General features: G+C 49.8%; 15 protein-coding genes. 10 read left to right on the forward strand and 5 right to left on the reverse strand.

The window, feature by feature from the left end:
* Positions 1-94: 94 nt before the first annotated feature.
* From ACYU8Y_RS02740 to ACYU8Y_RS02755, 4 genes are all read left to right on the forward strand, one after another.
* Positions 95-1474, forward strand: a complete 1380-nt coding sequence (locus tag ACYU8Y_RS02740) for a sugar transferase (RefSeq protein WP_460933954.1) — start codon at positions 95-97, stop codon at positions 1472-1474.
* A gap of 39 nt (positions 1475-1513) precedes the next feature.
* Complete coding sequence (locus tag ACYU8Y_RS02745; RefSeq protein WP_460933957.1) at positions 1514-3037, forward strand: capsule assembly Wzi family protein; 1524 nt, start codon at positions 1514-1516, stop codon at positions 3035-3037.
* A 142-nt stretch (positions 3038-3179) separates the two neighbouring features.
* On the forward strand, positions 3180-4427 hold the full coding sequence (locus ACYU8Y_RS02750) for a serine hydrolase domain-containing protein (protein WP_460933959.1): 1248 nt from the start codon (positions 3180-3182) through the stop codon (positions 4425-4427).
* 71 nt (positions 4428-4498) lie between these two features.
* Entirely contained in the window at positions 4499-5419 is a 921-nt protein-coding gene (locus ACYU8Y_RS02755; RefSeq protein ID WP_460933961.1) for an alpha/beta hydrolase, read from the forward strand.
* A gap of 99 nt (positions 5420-5518) precedes the next feature.
* Here the strand turns inward: ACYU8Y_RS02755 and ACYU8Y_RS02760 are convergent, their stop codons facing one another.
* Together ACYU8Y_RS02760 and ACYU8Y_RS02765 are read right to left on the reverse strand one after the other, a co-directional pair.
* Entirely contained in the window at positions 5519-6664 is a 1146-nt protein-coding gene (locus ACYU8Y_RS02760) for an acyltransferase family protein (protein ID WP_460933963.1), read from the reverse strand.
* Between the two features lie 328 nt (positions 6665-6992).
* Positions 6993-7448, reverse strand: coding sequence for a DUF1573 domain-containing protein (locus ACYU8Y_RS02765; protein WP_460933965.1), 456 nt, complete (start codon positions 7446-7448; stop codon positions 6993-6995).
* A 241-nt stretch (positions 7449-7689) separates the two neighbouring features.
* Here ACYU8Y_RS02765 and ACYU8Y_RS02770 point away from each other — a divergent pair, with 241 nt between their 5' ends.
* The 6 genes from ACYU8Y_RS02770 (at position 7690) to ACYU8Y_RS02795 (ending at position 16272) form a co-directional block, all read left to right on the forward strand.
* Entirely contained in the window at positions 7690-10095 is a 2406-nt protein-coding gene (locus ACYU8Y_RS02770) for an alpha-ketoacid dehydrogenase subunit alpha/beta (RefSeq protein WP_460933967.1), read from the forward strand.
* Between the two features lie 91 nt (positions 10096-10186).
* A complete protein-coding gene (locus ACYU8Y_RS02775; RefSeq protein ID WP_460933969.1) occupies positions 10187-11575 on the forward strand; it encodes a 4Fe-4S dicluster domain-containing protein in 1389 nt (462 codons plus the stop codon).
* Between the two features lie 21 nt (positions 11576-11596).
* The gene (locus ACYU8Y_RS02780; RefSeq protein ID WP_460933971.1) at positions 11597-12154 is read left to right on the forward strand and encodes an NADH-quinone oxidoreductase subunit J family protein; all 558 of its coding nucleotides are present in this window, start codon (positions 11597-11599) and stop codon (positions 12152-12154) included.
* Complete coding sequence (gene nuoK / locus ACYU8Y_RS02785; RefSeq protein ID WP_046375215.1) at positions 12141-12452, forward strand: NADH-quinone oxidoreductase subunit NuoK; 312 nt, start codon at positions 12141-12143, stop codon at positions 12450-12452. The genes ACYU8Y_RS02780 and nuoK overlap by 14 nt, the downstream gene beginning before the upstream one ends.
* A 162-nt stretch (positions 12453-12614) precedes the next feature.
* Positions 12615-14522 carry an NADH-quinone oxidoreductase subunit 5 family protein gene (locus ACYU8Y_RS02790; protein WP_460933973.1) on the forward strand — a complete coding sequence of 636 codons (1908 nt, stop codon included), beginning with the start codon at positions 12615-12617 and terminating at the stop codon, positions 14520-14522.
* Between the two features lie 70 nt (positions 14523-14592).
* Positions 14593-16272 carry a complex I subunit 4 family protein gene (locus ACYU8Y_RS02795; RefSeq protein ID WP_460933975.1) on the forward strand — a complete coding sequence of 560 codons (1680 nt, stop codon included), beginning with the start codon at positions 14593-14595 and terminating at the stop codon, positions 16270-16272.
* Between the two features lie 5 nt (positions 16273-16277).
* Here the strand turns inward: ACYU8Y_RS02795 and gldG are convergent, their stop codons facing one another.
* The 3 genes from gldG to ACYU8Y_RS02810 all read right to left on the reverse strand — a co-directional run bounded on the left by gldG (position 16278) and on the right by ACYU8Y_RS02810 (position 22031).
* A complete protein-coding gene (gene gldG, locus ACYU8Y_RS02800; protein ID WP_460933977.1) occupies positions 16278-17945 on the reverse strand; it encodes a gliding motility-associated ABC transporter substrate-binding protein GldG in 1668 nt (555 codons plus the stop codon).
* A 67-nt stretch (positions 17946-18012) separates the two neighbouring features.
* Positions 18013-18261, reverse strand: a complete 249-nt coding sequence (locus ACYU8Y_RS02805) for a hypothetical protein (RefSeq protein WP_460933979.1) — start codon at positions 18259-18261, stop codon at positions 18013-18015.
* 59 nt (positions 18262-18320) lie between these two features.
* Complete coding sequence (locus ACYU8Y_RS02810; protein WP_460933981.1) at positions 18321-22031, reverse strand: putative LPS assembly protein LptD; 3711 nt, start codon at positions 22029-22031, stop codon at positions 18321-18323.
* Between the last annotated feature and the right edge of the window lie 93 nt (positions 22032-22124).

A 22124-nucleotide genomic window follows, 5' to 3' on the forward strand; every position in this document is an offset into this window, starting at 1 on the left:
TAATATTGTTGTCGGCTCCTTAAATGAATACGTTATTTTTAGGGCATACAGTTCGGTAATCACATGCCAAACTCAGCGTGTAACCCTGATATGTATGAGGCATCGTTATTCTATATTATTTTTCCCGCTCCATGTTATCATTGATTTCCTGGGCTTAAATGCTGCTTTTGCAGGTGCCTATTGGATAGAGTTTCATTCACTCGAAGCAATTACTGATTCTCCTTATGCATCGCTTTGGTGGCTCTTTAATGCAATTTGGTTGTTAGATATACTGCTTTTTAAACCTTATATATACCCAAGGCAATTATTCAAGTCGCTTCATTTGATAAAGCAGCTTTTTCTGCTTACGTTCACTCATGCCGCCGTGATTGCCTTATGTTGGGTAGCAATTCAGGGGTATTATTATTCTCGTGAACATCTGCTTATTACTTATGCCTTGTTCCTTTGTTTTGGAACAGTTTTCCGAGTTGGTGGGGTCTTATTCTTAAATGAATACCGGGCGAGAGGGTATAATAATCGACGGTATATTATTGTTGGGTATGGCAAATTAGCGAATACAATCCGGGATTTTTATGACGCACACCCTGAAATGGGTTTTCATTTCTGCGGTTTCTTCGATGATAAAACAGCTGATAATGGTCAAGTGCTAAATGGAAATTACGAAAGTCTGTTAGCTTATATCCAGGCCAATCACATCGATTGTGTCTACTGTTGTATGCCCTACATGGACAGTCAGCAAATTCGCATGGTTGTTGATCATGGTATTGAATTTAATTACCAGACTAAACTTTTAATGGATTTTAGAGGCTTTTTAGCTCGTGGAGCATCCGTAGAATATCATGATTTTTTGCCGATCCTAAATCTTTCGTCGCAAACGTTAGCTGATTTTCAAGTTAATACGCTTAAGCGATCGTTTGATTTATTATTCTCGGTAGCAGCACTTGGCTTAGGAATGCCACTCTTTCTTGTTTTGGCGGCTATCACTAAATTTACCTCAGCAGGCCCTATTTTTTACGCGCAGGAGCGTATTGGGCGAGGAGGCAAACCGTTTAAGATATATAAATTCCGAAGCATGTATGTCGACTCCGAGAAGACTGGCCCAGTGCTGTCCGGCGGATTACTCGACAATCGAATTACGCCCTGGGGTCGATTTATGCGGAGTACACGACTAGATGAGGTACCCCAATTTTACAATGTGTTGATTGGTGACATGTCTGTTGTTGGTCCCCGTCCAGAAAGGCAGCATTTTATTGATCAAATTGTTGAAATTGCTCCCGAATATCGCTCTTTGTTAAAAGTAAAGCCTGGTATTACATCCATTGGCCAGATTAAATACGGGTATGCTTCCAATATCGATGAAATGGTTCAGCGGCTGCGATATGATCTGCTGTATCCAAAGCGTCGGTCATTCTTATTTGATATGTGGATTATTGCCCAAACACTTCGGGTGATGGCTCAGGGCCGTGGCAAGTAACCGCTCTTGTCTGATCAATTGAAACTCGGCCTGCCTTCTATGAGATTTCTGTTTTTGAATATTTGGTATGGAGTTATTCTTGTTGCAGGTTGTACCCCTGGGTACGGGCAGCGGACTAGTCAATACCAGGTAGAAACGGGTATTCTGGGTTCATCGGATCAAACGCCCTTCTGGCTGCGAGCCAATCAATACGGGATTGTACCACTCAAGAATCCAGCGCTTCGGCTCAATGCCGGGCTGTATTCTGATTATCGTCTCGCTGACAGTACGGGGCATAAACTCAAAGCAGACTGGGGATATGGTCTTAATGTCGTTGGTAACATTGGCGCAACTAATCAATTTCTGCTTCCCGAAGCCTACATAAAAGGTCGTATTGGCGGATTTGAGCTCTACGCCGGACGCCGAAAAGAAATTATTGGACTTGTTGATACATTGCTCACGAGCGGTTCCTATATCTGGTCGGGAAATACATTACCTTTCCCAAAAATACAATTAGCCGTACCCGTCTTTACTCCTATTCCGTTTACGAAAGGTGTTTTATCGGTTATGGGTACTTTTTCGCATGGCTGGTTCGAGAATGATGGTCGCCTGGTGCAGGGCTCTTATTTGCACCAATCATCTTTGTACGGCCGAATAGGGAAACCTTCCTGGCGTGTACGCTTCTATGGTGGATTCAACCATCAGGTTATGTGGGGTGGGCATTCGGATTACTTAGATAATACCGTATCCGCAAACGGTAAACTACCTTCGAGTATCAAGTATTTTCCTGCTGTTGTACTGGGTACGCGAAATCCTTATCCAGACGATCAGAGTATTCAGACAATTTCTCATTTTGAAGAAAACCGAGTGGGTAACCACCTCGGCTCTGTCGACTTGGCCATGGATATTAATCTGAACCATTGGAATCTGTTCGCATACCGGCAATTTCTATATGACGATGGGTCGCTGTTCTATGGAACGAATCTGGTCGATGGCTTAAATGGGCTGCGGATACGGAATCGTGACCAGCCGACCGGAGCCGCATTTTTCCTAAGGCAGATTACCCTGGAGTATTTATTTACGGGAAGTCAAGGTGGAGATTTATTTATTCTCGAAGATCCTCAGAAACGAGGGCGGGATGACTACTTTAATAATAGTCAATTTATAGATGGCTGGACATACTTTGGTCGCACAATTGGAACGCCTTTTCTAACACCTCAACAAGAAGTAAGCTCATCGTTACCACCCCGCTACGGAATTGCCAACAATCGAGTGAGTGCTTATCACCTTGGCCTGAGTGCACTTGTCGCCGATAAAGTGGATATTATCGTCCGATTATCCTACAGCCAAAATGCTGGAACATACGCTGTCCCATACTTAACGATTCCTAAGCAATTTTCTGGTTTATTAACCGCTTCGGTACCCATTGGCCTATTTGGGGGAACTGTTCTGAATGGTTCGTTAGCGGTTGATGCAGGTAAACTTTTGCCAAATAGCGTGGGGGGCTATATTAGCTTACGGAAAACAGGCGTTTTAGGAGGTGGAAACCGTCAGACGATCGTTTCGCCACGCCGAGGGTTTTAATGAACCTTGGTCGTACGGGATCACTTAACCCAATTGCAAACTTTCATCTCTTTTTAAGAGATATAGCAGGTTAGTATAACGCTCAATTGCTATTTTTACCCAGGCTTTTTTAATTTATCACTCAACGAATACGTGAGTTTGGATGGTGCGAATGAATAGTTTCTTGAGTTGGTTTTGCGTTTTAGTACTGGTTGGTGTTGGTGCATCCTGTGGACAGGATCAAAAGAACCTGAATAAGTCGGCGCGTGCGTTGCGTAATTGTGCTGATGAACAGGTTCTGACGACGGCAGAACAAACGACCATTCGTCAACAGATCAATGCCGAGGGGAAAAGCCGAAGGATCGAAGACATTTTCAGACAGAAAGTCCGGGGTGGGCTGAATGGTAATGTACTGGTGGCTCAGAAAGGCATCGTCTTATACAAGAACTGCTTCGGTTTAGGCCATTTTGAACGGAATCAACGCGATACGCTCGTAGAAGATTCGAAGTTCCAACTGGCGTCGTTGTCAAAAACCTTCACGGCCGTTGGTACACTCAAACTCATTGAAGCGGGCAAACTTAAATTCGAGGATACAATACAACGTTTCTATCCTGATTTTCCTTATCATGGCATTACCGTTCGCGAATTGTTGAGCCACCGCAGCGGTTTGCCGAATTACCAATACGCTTTTGATGATAGCATGAAGGTGAACTTTTACAAAAAGGAGAAGCCTTATCCATCAAACGCGACAATCATGCATTGGTTTGCCACGGTTAAGCCAACACCCAAAGCCTATAATATTCCCGGACGTGGGTTTAGCTATAGCAACACCAATTACATGGTGCTGGCGTCGATCATCGAGAAGGTGACAGGCCAGAGTTATGAAGCTTTCATCCAAAAGAATATATTCGAGCCATTGGGCATGCACCAAACATTCGTCGCGACAACGAAAAACGACTCGATCAATCACCATCGAACAGCGGGATACCAGTGGAACCGACGCATTCCCAAGGATTATTACGATGATGTCGTTGGTGATAAGGGGATTTATTCAACTACAGGAGATTTGTTCAGGTGGTATCGGGCGTTGAACGGCGACTGTTTATTGCCGAAGAAAATGCTTGCCGAAGCGTTTGTGCCGCGCAGTTTTGAAAAGAAGGGCGCGAAGAACTACGGCTATGGTTTTCGAATGATGCTGAACGATAACAAACAGCCTGAATACATTTACCATTCGGGCTGGTGGAAAGGGTACAACACCATGTTCTGGTTCAGTCCTAAGGATGAGTATGTGATTATAATTCTCGGAAACCGTTACAATACAACCGTTTACCAGGTTAAGGAACTCATCGAAGTGTTGCACGGTGGATCGGGTGACAAAGTGTCAACTGAAGAAAGTGAAGTAGAAATATGAGTAGAGCCGGCCTCAGGGTCGGCTTTTTCTTTTTTACCACCTAACGATGCTCCTTGAGCCGACCATTCTTCATGCGTTTACTACTGCTTAGTATGCTACTGGCCACTGCACTACCCAACCTTGCGTTAGCGCAGGAAATTGTCAAACTCTGGCCCGATGGAGCCATTCCCAACGCAATTGCGGGGGCACAGATCACCGAAAAGTCTGAAACAGATGCCAATGGCATTCTCCGGATCAGCAATGTGTCTGTGCCAACATTAACGGTATATTTACCGTCTAAAAATAAAGCAACCGGAGCCGCTGTGATGATTTGTCCCGGTGGCGGCTACGGAATTCTGGCCGCCAGCCACGAGGGTTCAGACGTAGCCCGTTGGTTCAATGAGATGGGGGTTGCTGCTTTTGTTTTAAAATATCGATTACCCAACCCCGCTATTATGACGAATCAGCAGGAAGTTCCTCTGATGGATGCGATGCAGGGTTTGACACTTATCCGGAAAGAGGCCGCCCGTTATGGGATTGACCCCAATAAAATTGGCGTGATGGGCTTTTCGGCTGGAGGGCACTTAGCCTCTACACTCGCTACGCACTATAATAAGGGGCCCAGAGCTAATGAGCAGGCCAAGCCAAGCTTTGCTATTCTACTATACCCGGTGATCTCATTTGGAGAAAAAGCGCACGCTGGTTCGCGGAATAACCTGCTGGGTAAACTGGTGTCTTCACCAGAGATGATTGCTTATTATTCCAACGAACTACAGGTTACAGCGCAGACACCCCCTACCTTTTTAGTGCATGCCGAGGATGATAAAGCCGTTCCGGTTGAGAACAGCATTGAGTTTTACCTGGCTTGTTTGAAGAGTGGGGTTCCTGCCGAAATGCACCTGTATCCAAACGGCGGGCATGGCTTTGGGCTCCGAACGGCTAAATTCGGTTCGCTCAACGCATGGCCCGATGCCTGCAAAGCCTGGCTGACCAGCCTGTACGGCAAGAAATAAACTGTAGGCTTTGGATTACTTTATTCTGGGGGCCGTGTGTCCACGGCCCCCACACATAGCATCGGCTTAATGCTGTCAGACGGAATGACAGGAATCAAGCTAGACCCGCAGAAACGTTTTTTTCTTGTACAGGAAATAGAGAAAAGCCCATTTAACCGCCAGAAAAGCGACTACACTACCCACTGCCTGAACGGGCGCGCTAAAGAAACTTAGCAATCCGGCAAAGAGAAAATCAGTAGTGTATTCGAAGTCAATAACTCGCTTTGCCAAATAAATAAGAATCGAGTTCATACCAATTACGACAAAGAAAAAAGCCCATCCATGCCTGTTTTTTACGTCGATAATCCAGTAAAATAGGCTTAAAATAAGCAGGCTCCAGCCGCCAGCGACCAGCACAAACGAACTTGTCCAAAGGTTTTTATTGACAGGGAATACGATATTCCATATCCATCCCAGAGCGACGCAGCTCACACCGGCCAAAACGAGTTGTTGAACTTTCCGGTTGTCAGAAAGGCCATGCCGACGTAGGGTAGTTCCGGCAAAAACGCCCAGTAGCCCGGTACAAACGGCGGGCAAGGTTGACAAGAGCCCTTCCGGATCATGTACGCCCTTATAAAGTCGTCCTGGCATAAACAGACGATCTACATACCCAACCAAACTTCCTTCCATCGTTAGATTACCGGCGCCAAAACCCGGTACGGGCACGAGCATCAGCAAAGCCCAGTAAAGTAAAAGAATGCCCACAAAAATGCCATATCGGGCTCGTTCGTTACGGACATACAGAAATATAAGTTGGGCAAACATCCCTGCCAGCCCAATACGGGCCAGAACGCTGCCAAAACGCATTTCGGCAAGGGGTTTCATAAACAGACCGTTGTTATAGATAATACCCAAAATGACCAGAATCAGCCCCCGGCTGATGACTTTCCGGGCCAGCATCGTTCGATCATCACCTTTGGCTAATCGACTGCCCAGTGAATAAGGAGTTGAGACGCCCGCCAGAAACAGAAACAACGGGAAAATACAGTCGTAAGGGCGAAACCCGTTCCAGGTGACGTGGGTAAATTGATCTGCCAGAAAAACAGCCCATGCCCAGCCGGTTGTTTTGGCAAGAACATGGAAGACTTCTTCGCCCCCCATAATCCAGAACATATCGAATCCTCGCAAGGCATCGAGGGATAAAAGACGACGAATGGGAACTGGTTGGGCAAGGGCAGGTTCTTGAGTAGAGGTTGTATTTTGCATAGACTGGGATATGGGGAGGAAAGCAATGATAACTAAAAAAGAGGCTCTATCAAACCTATGCAGGCGAATAGGGCCTCTTTTGTGCAGGTCAAGCCTGTCCTCTATAAGAGCTTCTCTACGGTGGAATCCCGTTATTTATCCGTCAACATGCGCGGAACGTTTCTACCGCTACAGAATACAAAACGATATAGATGGCCTTATCCCGAACGTAGGCATGGAAGGGGAGATAAGCCTTAACAACCCAATCGGTACTGTTTGGGACATAAAAAAAGGCATCCGGTAAACGACCAGATGCCTTTCTTAACCACACTATTAACCCTTCAGTGAATTAGCGTGAAGTTTTCGTACTTTTTTTCTTGTCTTTAGCAGCAGGTGCGGCTGTAGCTGGTGCAGCGGCAGTTTCGGCAGCAGCGGCAGAAACAACTTCACCCTTCAGGTACAGAACAGCCTGACCAGCTTCGGCATTGCTCGTTACCGTTACCGATTTGTTGAATGGGCCAGCAGCGGCAGCATTGTACGTGGCTGAAATAGAACCGGTTTTGCCTGGCATGATTGGCTCACGCGAGAAACTTGGCTTTGTGCAACCGCAGGATGCCTGCGCGTCGTTGATAACGATTGGATCGGTCCCCGTATTCTTGAATTCGAAAACGTGAGTTACCGGCTTGCCCTGCTCAACTTTACCAAAATCGTGGGTTTCTTTCGTAAATTTTAAAACTCCTTTTTGGGCGTAGCTAACAGCAACAAGCATGAACAAAGCTACGAAAAGTGAAAAAGTCTTTTTCATTGGACTAAATGGAATTATGGTTTGGTTTAAAATACTAAGTCTTGTGTACTAGTACGTGTAGCAAACAGTCTGCCAAAACGTTATTAGTTTTCATTCGGTCAACAAATAAACTCAAAAAATCGTTTTTTTGAAAGCTGACTTGTTTTGCCTTACTTTTACTTGCGCTAGGGAATCGACAACTCGGTACCGGCCACTTCATCGATAAATTGATTGTTAGACGTTTTCAACCCGTAGCTCTGTTGTGATAGCAAACGAACAACTCCGCTCGACTGATATTTTAAGTCGTGAAAAAATCTTGTCAGCTTACCGATTGGCTTATGAAAGCCGACAGGTGAGCTTATTAGGTCGGCGTGACGTGATGGGAGGAAAGGCTAAGTTCGGCATATTCGGCGATGGCAAAGAGTTGGCGCAATTAGCGGCAGCCAGTGCGTTTAACCGGGGCGATTTCCGTTCGGGCTATTACCGCGATCAGACATTCGTGGCAGCTTTGGGCGAACTTCGCTGGACAGAGTTCTTCGCTCAGCTTTACGCCCATACTGACCTGGAGGCCGAACCCAATACCGCCGGTCGATCCATGAATGGGCACTTTGCTACTCGCTGGCTCGACGAACAGGGACTGTGGCGCAACCAGACTGAACTATATAATTCTGTTTGTGACATTGCTCCTACAGCAGGCCAGATTCCAAGGGCTCTGGGGTTGGCTTATGCTTCCAAGCTTTTTCGCAATAATCCTGCCCTGAGCGACTTGACGAACTTTTCGCATAATGGCAACGAGATTGTCTTTGCCACCATTGGCGATGCCTCAACGTCGCAGGGCATGTTTTGGGAGACAATGAATGCGGCTGGTGTGTTGCAGGTTCCTTTGTTGATGTCGGTTTGGGATGATGGCTACGGCATATCGGTTCCGGTCGAATATCAAACCATAAAAGGCAGCATCTCGAAGGCGTTGGCTGGCTTTCAACGTGATGGCGATGAGAAAGGCATGGAAATCTTCACCGTAAAAGGCTGGGATTATGCCGCGCTGGTGGAAACCTACCAGCAGGCCGCTCATATTTGCCGTACACAGCATGTACCGGTACTGGTGCATGTACAGGAACTTACCCAGCCCCAAGGACATTCCACATCCGGCTCGCATGAGCGTTATAAGTCCCGACAACGCCTGGCTTGGGAAGCCGAGCACGATTGCAACCGGGTATTCCGCCAGTGGATTTTAGAGAACGGATACGCCAACAATGATGAGCTGGAAGCTATAGAAGCGGAAGCCCGCCAAGTGGCTAAAAGTGCCCGTATCAGTGCGTGGAATGCTTTTCAGGCGTCGCTGAAGGGCGACTTTGACGAGGCACTTGATTTGTTGCAGCAAACGGCTCGCCATAATACCAAATCAACGGAATTGATGGCGATTCGGGAGGAACTTCGCAAGACGTTTTCGCCCGTTCGTCGGGATGCCGTTTCGGCGGTACGGAAGGCCCTGCGTGTATTGCGCAACGATACGAGTACGGGGCGCCAGCGTCTGAAAGCCTGGCTCGAACGTACGGATGCTGAAAATGCCGATCGCTTTAGCTCTCACTTGTACAGCCAGTCTCCGGAATCGCCGATGCTGGTCGAGGCCGTACCCGCCCAGTTTACCGACGAAAGCCCTGTGCTCGACGGGTACCTGCTCCTTCAGCGTTATTTCGAGAGTGTATTTGCCCGTGATGAACGGGTGGTCGCTTTAGGAGAGGATGTAGGGCAGATTGGTGATGTAAATCAGGGCTTCGCAGGATTACAGGAGAAATTTGGTGAGATACGTATCACCGACACGGGGATTCGCGAAACCACCATTATCGGCCAGGGCATTGGCATGGCTATGCGCGGCCTTCGCCCCATTGTCGAGATTCAGTATTTCGATTATGTGTATTATACGCTGGCAACGCTGACCGATGATCTGGCTACTTTGCATTACCGGACGAAAGGTGGTCAGAAAGCCCCGCTGATTATTCGAACGCGCGGTCATCGGCTGGAAGGTATCTGGCATTCGGGCTCCCCAATGGGCACAATGCTGAGCAGTTTGCGGGGCCTTCATATACTGGTACCGCGAAATATGACCCAGGCGGCCGGATTTTACAATACATTGCTTAAGGGTGATGACCCGGCTTTGCTGATCGAATCGCTGAATGGTTACCGATTAAAAGAAACACTTCCGGCTAATCTTGATGCGTTCTGCGTACCCCTGGGCGTACCGGAAATTTTGCGCTCCGGCTCCGATCTGACGGTGGTGACCTATGGCTCCATGTGCCGAATCATTCTGGAAGCCGCAGGCCAGTTGGCCGAACTGGGTATTCATATTGAGGTAATCGATGTACAAACGTTGCTGCCGTTCGACGTACACCAGGTTATTGTTGAGTCGGTCAAGAAGACAAATCGAGTGCTATTCGCAGACGAAGATGTGCCAGGTGGTGCATCGGCTTACATGATGCAGCAAGTGGTCGAAGGACAGAACGCCTATCGTTATCTGGATTCGGCTCCGGCTACACTATCGGCGAAGGCACACAGGCCTCCCTATGGTTCAGACGGCGATTATTTCTCGAAGCCAAATGCCGACGATGTCATTGAAATCGTCTATTCTATTATGAGTGAGGCCGACCCGGAGCGGTTCCCAAAACTTTAATTTTGAGTGATTGAATGCCTGAATGATAGAATAGCCAAAGGGTACTTACTCGGTCATTCCGGCAGGCAGTCAATCATTCGCTCATTTAAAAATGTCATACTTTAAAGACATACAATCGGGCATCCAAACAACCATAAAAGGGCTGGGCCTTACGCTGAGGCATCTTCGGCAGGCTACAAAGCGCCGTACGCCCGAAGGAATTGCCAGCGATAATTATTTCGATTTACAGAATGGCCTAGTCACTCTCCAGTATCCACACGAACAGCTTCCTATACCCGATAATGGCCGTTACAAGCTTCGCAATGAGATCGAAGATTGCATCGTATGTGATAAATGTGCCAAAGTGTGTCCGGTCGACTGTATCACCATCGACGCCATTAAAGCCACGGAAGAAGTAGGAAAGGCCTCCGACGGATCACCTATTCGGCTGTACGCAGCCAAGTTTGACATCGATATGGCCAAGTGCTGCTATTGCGGCCTGTGCACGGTGGTTTGCCCCACCGAGTGCCTGACCATGGATAAAAAATTTGATTATAGTGAATTCGAATTAGGTAAGCTGACATACAGCTTTGCCGAATTGACCGCCGAGCAAGCCGACGAAAAGCGGGCGCTGTATGAACAGTACATTCGTGAGAAAGACGCAGCAAAAGCTGCTCAGCTAGCCGCCAAAGCTCCGGTTGAGGAAGCTGCTGCCGTTGCGCCCAAACGGCCTGTGTTCCGGCCCACGGCCAAACCGAGCGCACCAGCACCTCCCGCCGAACCGGCTAATTCGGAAGGCTCTTCCATCGAACATCCGTTGACAGACGCAACGCCGGATGAAATGCAGCAGATTGCGCAAGGTGGTCTTGAAGCAGCGAAGCACCCGGTGTTTAGACCCACGAAAAAGCCCGTAGTACCAGCCCCTGTAGTCGATCTTTCTGCGGACGCAACGCCAATAGCGCCTGAATCTGTAGAAAAATTGGACGCGCCTGCTCCCGTTGCCAAACCGACTGGTTTCCGACCAACCATGAAACCGACCGTTGCTAAAACCGGTGAGCCCGTAGCAGAAACGTCAGTACCGGCCGAGCCAGCGAAACCCAGGCCCGCTTTTCGACCGACGATGAAGCCACCCAAAGCCGCAGAAATAAAGCCGGAACCAACGCAAGATTCCAGTGGAAGGCCGGAGGAGGCTCCCAAGCCGAAACCAGCCGCTTTCCGGCCCACGGTGAAACCCGCAAAACCGGTGGAATCAGAACCCGCGTCGGATGGACCGGTGGAAACTCCGAAATCGAAGCCTGCCGCTTTTCGACCAACAATGAAACCAACGGCGGCACCACCGAAGCCCGCAGAAGAAGGCCCAATGTCTGAACCGAACTCTCCGGTTCAGGATTCAGGAATTGACACAACATCGGAGTCAGCGCCTGAGCCAACTAAGCCTAAACCCGCTTTCCGGCCGACAATGAAGCCCAGACCGAAGCCCGATGACGAAACATCAGCTTAATTAATCCTACTCAGAAAAGCAGTGGTTCAATTTGCCTTTTACGCCTTTTCAGCATTGACGCTCGGTAGCGCACTGGCCGTTCTGCTGACCCGCAACGTACTGTATGCGGCTTTTTTTCTCCTCCTGACCCTGTTCGGTGTAGCTGGCTTGTTCGTATTGGCAAGTGCTGATTTTCTGGCCATTGCCCAGATTATGATTTACGTTGGTGGGGTGTTGGTCCTGGTGATTTTTGGTATTATGCTCACGCACAAACCTGAACTTCCGACGGATACCAACAGCCAGCAACCAAACCAGATTGCTTCGCAAAACCGTTCCGGTCTCGTGTCGGGCTGGCTGATTGCGCTGTTGGTGTCAGGCACTTTGTTCGTCGCTTTGTACACGCTGCTGGCACGCGCTGATTTCACCCTGCTTAGTCGGCCTGTTGGCTGGCAAAGCACCATTCACACGATTGGCAGACAACTTATGACAGAGTATGTCGTGCCGTTCGAAATTGCTGCGATTCTGTTATTGGCAGCCCTCGTTGGCGCTACCTATCTTGCCGCTCCACAAACAAAATCCTCACGACATGCAACCCGTTGATAGTCATTTGTTCTTGCTGGTTGGCGCGGCACTGTTTAGTATTGGTCTGGCAGTCGTAATCCTCAAGCGCCATGCCATTGTGGTTCTGATGGGTATTGAATTGATGCTCAATGCGGTCAACATCAACCTCGTTGCCTTCAGCCAGTACGACCCTGACCGGTTGCAGGGCCAGATGTTGACGCTATTTGTGATGGTTGTCGCTGCTGCCGAATCGGCGGTTGCGCTGGCCATCGTCTTGCAGGTTTACCGTCATTTCCACACGGCTCAAGTGGATGAGTTAAACGAACTCAATTCTTGATGCTATCTTTCGAGACTATCATCAATGGTATGTTGACTGATAGCTATGGCCTCGCCGGTAATTTTATAACACCCAATGACGTGGTCGGAAGAAGGACTAACCCGCTATTTGCATCCCCACGGGATATTCGGGATATTTGCGCCCAATTCTGACTGATCCCGAATGCCCGCCGATACTCCCTACCTGCTTCCTGCGCTGATGGCCGTTTTACTGGGGCTTCCCTTTGCGGGCTTTCTGGTACTGACGGCTGCTACTCGCCGAACATCCGGTTTTGTGGCGGTACTATTAACCAGTGGGGGGCTGGCTTTATCTGTAGTATTGGCTAGCCAATTGCCCGAACAACCCCTACTGGTGCAAGCTGACTGGGCGACATTCTCGGGTATATCCTTTAGCTTTAGTTTACGGCTCGATGCCCTTGCTGCGCTCATGCTGGTGCTGGTGCATTTTGTTGCTTTACTGGTACAGCTCTATTCCCTTTCTTATCTGCATGATGAGCCCAAACTGCGTCGTTACTTTTCCTATTTGCAATTATTCGTAGGGGCCATGCTGGGGATCGTCCTGGCTGGCAACTTGCTGGTCATGTATGCCTTTTGGGAACTGGTTGGTTTGGCCTCGTACCTGCTGATTGGTTTCTACGCTGACCGTCCTGCCGCATCGAAAGCAGCTCAAAAAGCGTTCCTGATGAACCGGGTTGGTGATATAGGCTTCCTCATTGGTATTTTCTGGACGTATTATCAATTCGATACGCTGGACTTTGCCACGCTGGCAACCCTCGGTGGACAGGCAGTGTTACCTACGGCGCTTGGTTTGTGTCTGTTTATGGGCTGCGTTGGTAAGTCGGCGCAATTTCCATTACTGAGCTGGCTGCCCGATGCTATGGAAGGTCCCACACCAGTGTCAGCACTGCTTCATGCTGCCACCATGGTTGCGGCAGGCATTTTTCTACTGGCGCGCATTCACCCACTCCTGTCGGCTGATGCGCTGGTTGTTGTGGCCATCATTGGCACCATAACAACCCTTTGGGGCGGCTATTCGGCGCTTTTTCAAACCGATATCAAGAAGGTACTGGCTTTTTCAACCGTTTCGCAGTTAGGGTTAATGGTGGCGGGTATGGGAACGGACAATGTGAGTGGGGCCATGTTCCATTTGCTGACCCATGCCTTCTTTAAAGCCGGTTTGTTTTTGAGCGCTGGCGCCATCATTCACGCGGTCCATACCCAAGATATGCGGCAGATGGGTGGTCTACGTAAGGCACTGCCCCTTACGTTCGTCGCGTATACGGTTTGCGCGGCTGCCTTATCGGGTTTACCTTTTTTTTCCGGCTTTTTGTCGAAAGAGGCCATTTTAGGCGGGGCTTTTACCTGGGCTGCCAACAAGGAAAATAGCTTTGGTTTAGTTGTGCCGATCTTATTGTTGCTTTCATCTGGTCTAACGGCGCTTTATATGGCTCGGCAGTGGCGGCTTGTTTTCTTCGGTGATTACCGCAACCAAGCCGTACCGCTAAGCCAGGCGCACGAACCCGATTGGCTCATGCGGGCTCCTGTTTTATTACTGGCTGTCTTATCCGTCTGGGGCTGGTTTTCAATCAATCCTTTTTCTGGACATGGAAGTTGGTTTCTCGGCTTATTCCCTCATCAGGAAGAAGCGCATTTCTGGTGGCTTGCCCCCTTATCGATCAGCCTGGTGCTGCTGGGTGGGTGGCTGGGTTTCCGGATGCGGGAGCCGGGAGTCAATACAGGCTATGTTCGTCTTTCGGTAGAGTACGGTTTTCTGGATTCCTTTATTAATAGAGTCGTGATCAGACCTTCCTTGCGGCTGGCGGCTCTGCTTACTAAAACGGATCATCGGGTGGTCGATGGGGCCGTTAATGGCGCTGGGGTTGTTACGGTGGTAATAGCGCATATAACAACGGGTTTCGATCGCTTGGGCGTTGATGGGCTGGTGAATGGAGTTGCCTGGCTGGCTGGTTGGTTAGGTCAATTGACGCGCTCTATTCAAAATGGGCGGGTTCAGTCGTACATAACGGCGGCTGTGGTTGGTTTGCTAGTGGTACTGTGGTGGTTGCTTTGAGGTCTGGACTGGGCAGAAGCCTGGTCTTTGGTAAATAGGGTCAGGCAGAAGCCTGATTCAGGACATATATATGATTCTTTCGTTACTCATTTTTATTCCTTTGGTTGGCGCCTTGATCGTGGCTCTTTTGCCCGATAGCCAGGCTAGTCAATACCAGCGCGTTGCATTGGCCGTAACGCTGGCTGAAGTGGCGTTGGCTGGTATGGCCTATGCCGGATTTGATAAAACTATCGGTGGCTACCAACTGCTCGAACAGGCCAATTGGATTACGCTGCCGTTAGGTAATCTGGGCGTGGTTTCCATCGATTATCTGCTTGGCGTCGATGGTATCAGCCTTCCACTGGTTATTTTATCGGCCGTTGTGATGCTCATCGGTGTGGTATCGTCCTGGCCGATGAATCACCGGCAGAAGGCCTATTATTCGCTCTATCTGCTGCTGACGGGGACCATTATGGGGTGCTTTTTGGCCCTTGATTTCTTTCTGTTTTTCCTGTTTTTTGAATTCATGCTCCTGCCGATGTATTTTCTGATCGGTTTGTGGGGCGGCCCGCGTCGGGAGTATGCATCCATCAAGTTCTTTCTGTACACGTTGCTGGGGTCGCTGCTGATTTTGCTGGTGATGATTGGTTTGTACCTGTCCGTTATGGATCCCGTAAGCACAGCGGTTGCGGCTGGCCTGGTAACCAATCCGTCGGACGTAACGGCTGAAGTCATTCGCGCTATTCAGGTGTACCTACAGAACGGTCAGTTAAACCCGGCGCAGGTTGTTCATACGTTCGATATGCGCTATCTAGCCGACGGCGGTAATTATTTGCCGAATACGTTTCTGAATCCGGCTACCGAACCTATTATAGCGGGGCTTCCGGCGCGCATGCTGGCGTTCTGGGCTGTTTTTATTGGCTTTGCCATAAAGCTCCCGATCGTGCCGCTGCATACCTGGCTCCCCGATGCCCACGTTGAAGCGCCTACGCCTGTATCGGTTGTGCTGGCGGGTGTCCTGCTCAAAATTGGCGGCTACGGTTTCTTGCGGATTGCCTGGAATTTCTTTCCCGATGGGGCCGCAGAATATGCGTTCGCTCTGGCCGTACTGGGTGTATTATCCATTGTGTACGGCGGTTTGAATGCCCTTGCGCAAGCCGATCTCAAAAAAATGATTGCCTACTCATCGGTGTCGCACATGGGGTTTGTCTTGCTGGGTGTAGCTTCTCTGTCCGCCGAGGGGATCAATGGGGCCGTGTATCAGATGGTGAGCCACGGTGTTCTGTCGGCCATGCTATTCCTGATTGTAGGTGTCGTATACGACCGTACCCACGACCGCCGAATTGACTCGTATCGCGGTTTGATGCAGTCCATGCCCAATTACACAACCCTAACGGCCATCGCGTTCTTTGGCTCGCTGGGTTTACCGGGTTTCTCCGGATTCGTTGGTGAGTTGTTTACGCTGATGGGTAGCTTTCAGTCTGGGTGGATACCCGGCTGGCTCACGGCTATTGCGACGACGGGTATTTTGCTCGCAGCTGCCTATTTCTTGTGGACCCTTCAACGGATGTTTTTCGGGCCGCTATGGGTGCGGCCTTTCGAGTCAAAAACGGGCTCAAACCATACGCTCGCCGATCTGACCGCCCGCGAAAAGCTCATGCTGATTCCGTTGGGGGGTATGGCGCTGGTGCTGGGATTATTTCCTAATCTTATCTTCGATCTTACCAATGCAACGATAGCGCAGTGGTTAGTGAAGTTTTCCGTAGAATAAAAACACTACTGCCCGTACCTCCTGCGCCGGGCCACCTGCCAAACCAACCCCACAAGTCCTACCAGAACCAAGGGGCCTAACAGGTTCAGTAGTTGCCAGCGCGTGCGGCTCGCATCTACTTTGATCTTGTCTAGAGGACGAAGGGTTATCGTTCGGGTACGGGCCGCAATAACGCCATCCGGGTCGACCAGATAGTCGAGTGCATTCAGCGCAAAATCTTTGTTAGCGAATGTCGTACGGGTGAACCGGTCGAAGCCTAGTGGATAAGGGGCATTACGCTTGTAATCCACGTCGTTCACAATCAGGTCGCCGTCGGAGCAGACAAGCACGCGGGAGGCCACACCCTCAGGCCGGAAACCAGCCGACCGGGGATCGCCCGGTAAAATTCGGTTGGCAAACAGTGATTTAAAGCGGCCTTCGAGCAGACAGGCAATGAGTTTAGGACCTTCGTTATAGGTTTGCGGGTCGGGTTGCTGACGGGCTTCGTTGTATGAAATCAGCGCTGGTGCTTTCAATATTTTCGTATAAGGCGAGGTTAGCAGCAGTGGCGTTTTTCGGATACCAACTGCCTGTACCGTATCGAGGGTGCTGATGAAGCGTCCCAGAATGGCATCAAGATTGCGCACAATCGGGTTTCCTGATGTGCCAAAATCATTGAGCAGCGGATAGAACCGCCAGGGCAATAACTGGATATTCGGCTTGTCGCTAATATTGCCTACGTTGAGTGGGATGGGGGCACAGCGCAAATCTTTCACCACATCGCGGTTGAGCCGGACGCCCCACCGAAAAAACAAATCGTCGAGGTTTAGGCTAACGGGTTGCGCATACGTGCCTTCATTATTGACGCTATCTACCCGCTGGCCATCCACAAAGAACAAAGCCCGACCGCCATTTACGACAAACTGATCGAGTTTGAAAATATCCTCTTCTGAAAACGGTTTATCGGGTTTGGGAACCAGAATCGCATCCAGACCGGCGATGGGCCCCGGCTTGGTCAGATCGATGAAATACAGGTCGTAGGTCTGCTGTACGGAAGCCAGTAAATCGGCGAAACGGGAGGGAGGTACTTGCGTATGGCCATAGAGCAACCCGACGCGTCGACGGTTGCCCTCCGTTTGAGTCAGTTTACGAATCGCCGATGCCAGTTGAAATTCGACACCTTCGTAGGATTGATTTAACTGTTCTTCGGGTGAGGCCGCTTTATTACCTTTCAGCAGTTGAACGGCCGTTTCCTGCCCTTTGTACGAAACAATAGCGCCGGGAAAGACCAGTTTCTCCGTCCGTTTTCCGCCTTCACTGGCAAATAAATTGGTTGGTAGTAAACCGCGCTGCTGTAGTTTGTCGATGAGCTTATTTTTCTCGTCAGGATTCGTTATCAGCGCCGGGTCAATAAACCGATAGGTAATGGTCTTCCCGGCTTCTGCCTGAAACTCATCCAGTGTTTCCCGAACGGCGCTTTCGAGCCGCTTAAATCCCGGCGGGAGATCACCGGTCAGATACACGTCGACATGAATATCATCCGGTAAATTAACCAGCAGAGTCTTAGTTGCTTCGGAGAGGGTATATCGTTTTTCCTGGGTCAGATCGAGCCGAAAAAACACGAAGGCCGACAATACATTGATGACAATTAACGCGGCAATAACAAGAAGGGTGCGCAGGGAAGCGGATTTCATATAGGAGGTTAACGAACAACTTCGCCGAAATGATTTATAGACTAGTGAACAGTCCGGCTTAGGGCGCTTAATTCAATCTCAGTTCGGAAAGAACCGTTAGGCTGATCGCCTTCGCATCGTCCTGAGCCGCCTGCAGGTTATCCAGATTTTCGGGTACAATACCCAATTCTTTCATGAGTCGATGTTGCCGGGCTTCAATATAAACCAGCCGCGCCATGATCTGATTCATTCGGTACTCCTGTTCATCCTGGCGCTGGCGCAGGTAAGCCGTTTTTGCCTCCAACTCATCAAGGCGTTGTTTATCGCGGTCAGTCATGGTTGTTGCCGGTGAGGTTAGACGAAGCAAGTTAGCGTTTTTGACTGGCTTTCAGCAGGCTAGAACCCGCCCCGATCGTAGAAACTCCGGCGACGGCTCAGCTTAAGTTCCTGAAGAATGGACGACCGTGCCCGCAAATCGAAGGAGTAGTTGCCTGATCGGAAGTTATTCCCCGAGTAAGGCGTCCAGTTGAAGGCCATTTCCCAACAGTGCAGGTCGCGGTTGATACCGATCGTCGTCAGTGTTGGGCTTTTGAAAACAAAGTCGTAGCCCGTATTAACGGTAACCTTCCACTTGGGCGTCAGACTCAGGTCGCCCGTCAGCGTCAGTGCCTGAATCACCTGCGACTGTTTAGGCGTCAGTTTAGTCAAGCCAAAGGTGTAGCTCACGTTCATGGACCAGGGCACATTAAAATCGACGTACAACTCCGGATTGTTGTTAATCGAATTCAGGGTTGCATCGGATGCATTAGGGCTCGTTTTCTTCTTGTCGGCTTGCTTGGGCGCAAACCGGGCGCTAACATAAGCCTGTAAGTTTGTCATACGCAGCAATCCCTGGCCCGCCTGAAAAGCATACAGATTCGGCACCCGGATGTATTCCTGATTGATGTAGGGTTCATCAGCGTTCAGAGCCAGAATAGACGGAGAGAACGCCAGTGGGGTGGGTGTGGTCGACGTTGGGAACATGTATTGCGCCGTGCCACCATAGGGCCGGTAAGCATACGGATCGAAAGTAGACGAGAAATTGAAGCTGATATTTTTGAATATCTGCGTATTGGCGCTTACGGCAATGGGCGATAGCTTATAATCCGGAGCCAGCAGGTTGTAACTGCCGTTGATGCTCAGGTTATCGAAAATAGGAATCTTCTTGAAATCCTGCCCTGACGAATCACTACGGGTGCGCACTTTCATTTCCAACTGGTTTACAATACCAAATGAGATGAAGGCCGATTGTGTGCTCGACGCACTTCCTGCACTACCGCCCAGACCCCGGAATACGGACAGCGTTCGGCGGTAAAGCGGCAGGTTGGCCAGGGCCCCTTCGGCTGGTAGTATCTGGAATTGCCCAAAAGAGGGGTTCGTAAAGTCGGGTACGTAACTAAAGGAAATAGAGGGTGCTACTGTGTGCCGGATCGCTTCAATGCGTTTCCCCCGAATAAAGTACGTACCGTAGAAACGGGTGTTCATGCTGGCATTGACCGAAAAGTTATAGGACGGGAAAAAGCCACGCGCCGTGTCGATCCGTACCGCATTTCGGTCGCTCAGGTAAGTGTAACTAAGCTTTTTGCTGTAGATATCGCCTTGTAACGAGAAGCCTGGGGTAACGTTGATGTACCGTAATAACTTAATGTTAGGCAGCGAAATGGGAATGCTGTACCGAGCCTGCACCACCCGGTTCTCCCAGATTCGATTGGCATTGGCTACGCTGAACGGAATCAAATTGGGGTCTGCTTCAACAATACCGAAGCGCAGATTATTTGCCCGTCGGGTGCTGTCAGCAATGCGTTGAAGGGTGTTAATCGGCGTTATATTGGTAATAATAGGAAAGCCTAGCCCTGTTGTATCCACCTGACGCCGAATGGTGTTGCTCACGCCAATGGAGCCGCTGACGTCCAAACCTACCCGGAAACTCTCGTACCAACGGCCTGTTCCTCCTTTGAGAGCAAAGGGAGCAATCTGGTTGACGCCAAAGTTAAAATCTGACGACACATCGGTTTTACCATTTTCACGGACGCCTGTCTGCTGGTTTACCTGACCAAACTGCTGGTTGACCCGCACGTTGGCCCCCGCCCGTACATATTGTCCAAACGTACGGCTGTATTGCACAGACGAACCCGCTACGTTCGAAATGTAGGACTGCGTACTGTAGGAATTAAACTGGTTATAGCTGTTGCTGCTGACGTTCACGTTGGCCGAGAAACTACCCCGGCCCCGTGGCACCGGCGAGTGGGACCAGTTGACGGAAAAGTCGTTGCGTGGGGTTTGCGTCCGGTCGACCCGGTCGCCGGAGCGATTTCGGTTGAATTGCAGGTTCACGCTGCCGCTGTAGGTATACCGTTTGTTGTAAGCCGACGAAACGCCCAGCCCCCAGCTACCCCGCGAATAAATCTGCCCTTTAAATTGTAAGCCCAGATTCTCGTTTACGGCCCAGTAGTAGCCACCATCACGCAGGTAAAATCCACGCCCGTTGGGTTCCTCCCCATACTGGGGCACAATGATGCCCGACACGCCAATCTCTTTTCTTTTTGGGAAAGGGAAGAATCCGAACGGCAAGCCAATGGGCAACGGAATCTGATTAATAACCAGATTAAATGGACCAGCCACTACCTGCTTATTATGAATGACTTTCAGTTTGCTGGCATTGATGTGAAAGTGAGGGGTCGCCAGATTACAGGTTGTGTAAATGGCCCGGCCAATGTAAAGGTTATCCTCATCGTCTTTCTTGACCGTTTGCCCCCTAATGTTGCCCTCGCCCTGCTGGGTAATAACGCCCTGAATCCGGCCCTTGCGCGATTTGAAATTATAGCGAATCTCTTTCGCGTCGTATTTACCTTCGCCATCCTGAAAGATGGGTCGGCCAATCAGCTTTTTAGCCGTTGAGTCGTACCGGCCTTTGGCATAAACCTCGTTTGTGAGGTAGTTCAATCTAATATAATCGGCCTTAAGAGAAATGTCGCCATAGATAACGCTAGCCTCGCCGAACAGCTCGACAGTTCGTCCATCTGCCGAATAAAAGGTAGAGTCTTTAGCCTGGTATTTAACCGTTGTCTTAAACGAGTCGGCTGTTTGAAGGGAATCTTTCTGTAAGGAGTCTCGACTCGCAACCTGCGCTGAGTCCGCTTTGCTGAGTGGTTGATCCAGTGTTGACTGACCAGGTTTAATCCGGCTCTCCGGTCGGACAATATTGGGCGTAACCAGACCCGGTCTGGTTTGGATAGGTTTGACGGGTGCGAGTTTAGCTCGGTTTGTTTGTTGGGCCAGGCTGGTTTGTGAACCAGGAGCAGTCGTCGTTGTTGACTTTACATCGGTTGACTTCGCTTTCGTTGGAATGGAGTCTTTTCGAACAACATTCCTTGTTGCGAGTTTAAGCGAATCAGCGTTAGCTGCGGGTTTGGGTTGCGTACGGGCGGGTTGAGAAACCGAGTCCAGCGTTGCCGTTCTCTTTCGGGCTGCAGTACTGGTAATGGCCAGCAACCGCTGTTGCGCCAACGATAAGTCCGCTAGCAGGTTGGCCGATAAGCGTTGCGTTAACTGAACGGGTTTGGGCTTCAGCCTAACTAACGGGGTGATCTGGACACGACCAGTGCTGGTAGCATCGGGCGCAATAACGACCCGTTCGGCTGGCAATGACCGCGTCGAATCGGACCTTGTCGGGCGGCTTACAGGCGAAGGAACCGGGGTGATTTGTCGTTTGGTACCCGTACCAAGTCGGTTAGGTACTGCCTGTCTTTGGTTAAGTTCGCGTTCCAGATCACTTTCCTGACTGGTGCCAGTTTGCGAATCGGGGAGCGTGACTGAACCGGATGAAGGACCAACAACGACACGACCAGCCGATTTTTTTTGTGCTGGTTTGGGTGGAATGCTGTCATTGGCTAGCCCGGATTTTGAGTCGGGCACCCGTTGCGCTGGCACTGTAGCCGGTGGTAAACCACCTTTGGCAGGCTGTAAGGGTGTTGTTCCGCTCTGTCCTAACGCGTTGAACGTCCAGATCAGCCAGATAAGAAGGCTCGAAGCCTTTATCCATGTTGGTCGTATCCGCGAGGGCCGCAAAATAAAGTATACTTTTTTCAGGTTTATTAAAAAAATTATATTTGCCTCAAGACCGTTAAGTCTATGGCTTACAAAGGTATTCACGAACAGTCA

It is taken from the genome of Spirosoma humi, from assembly GCF_054776575.1.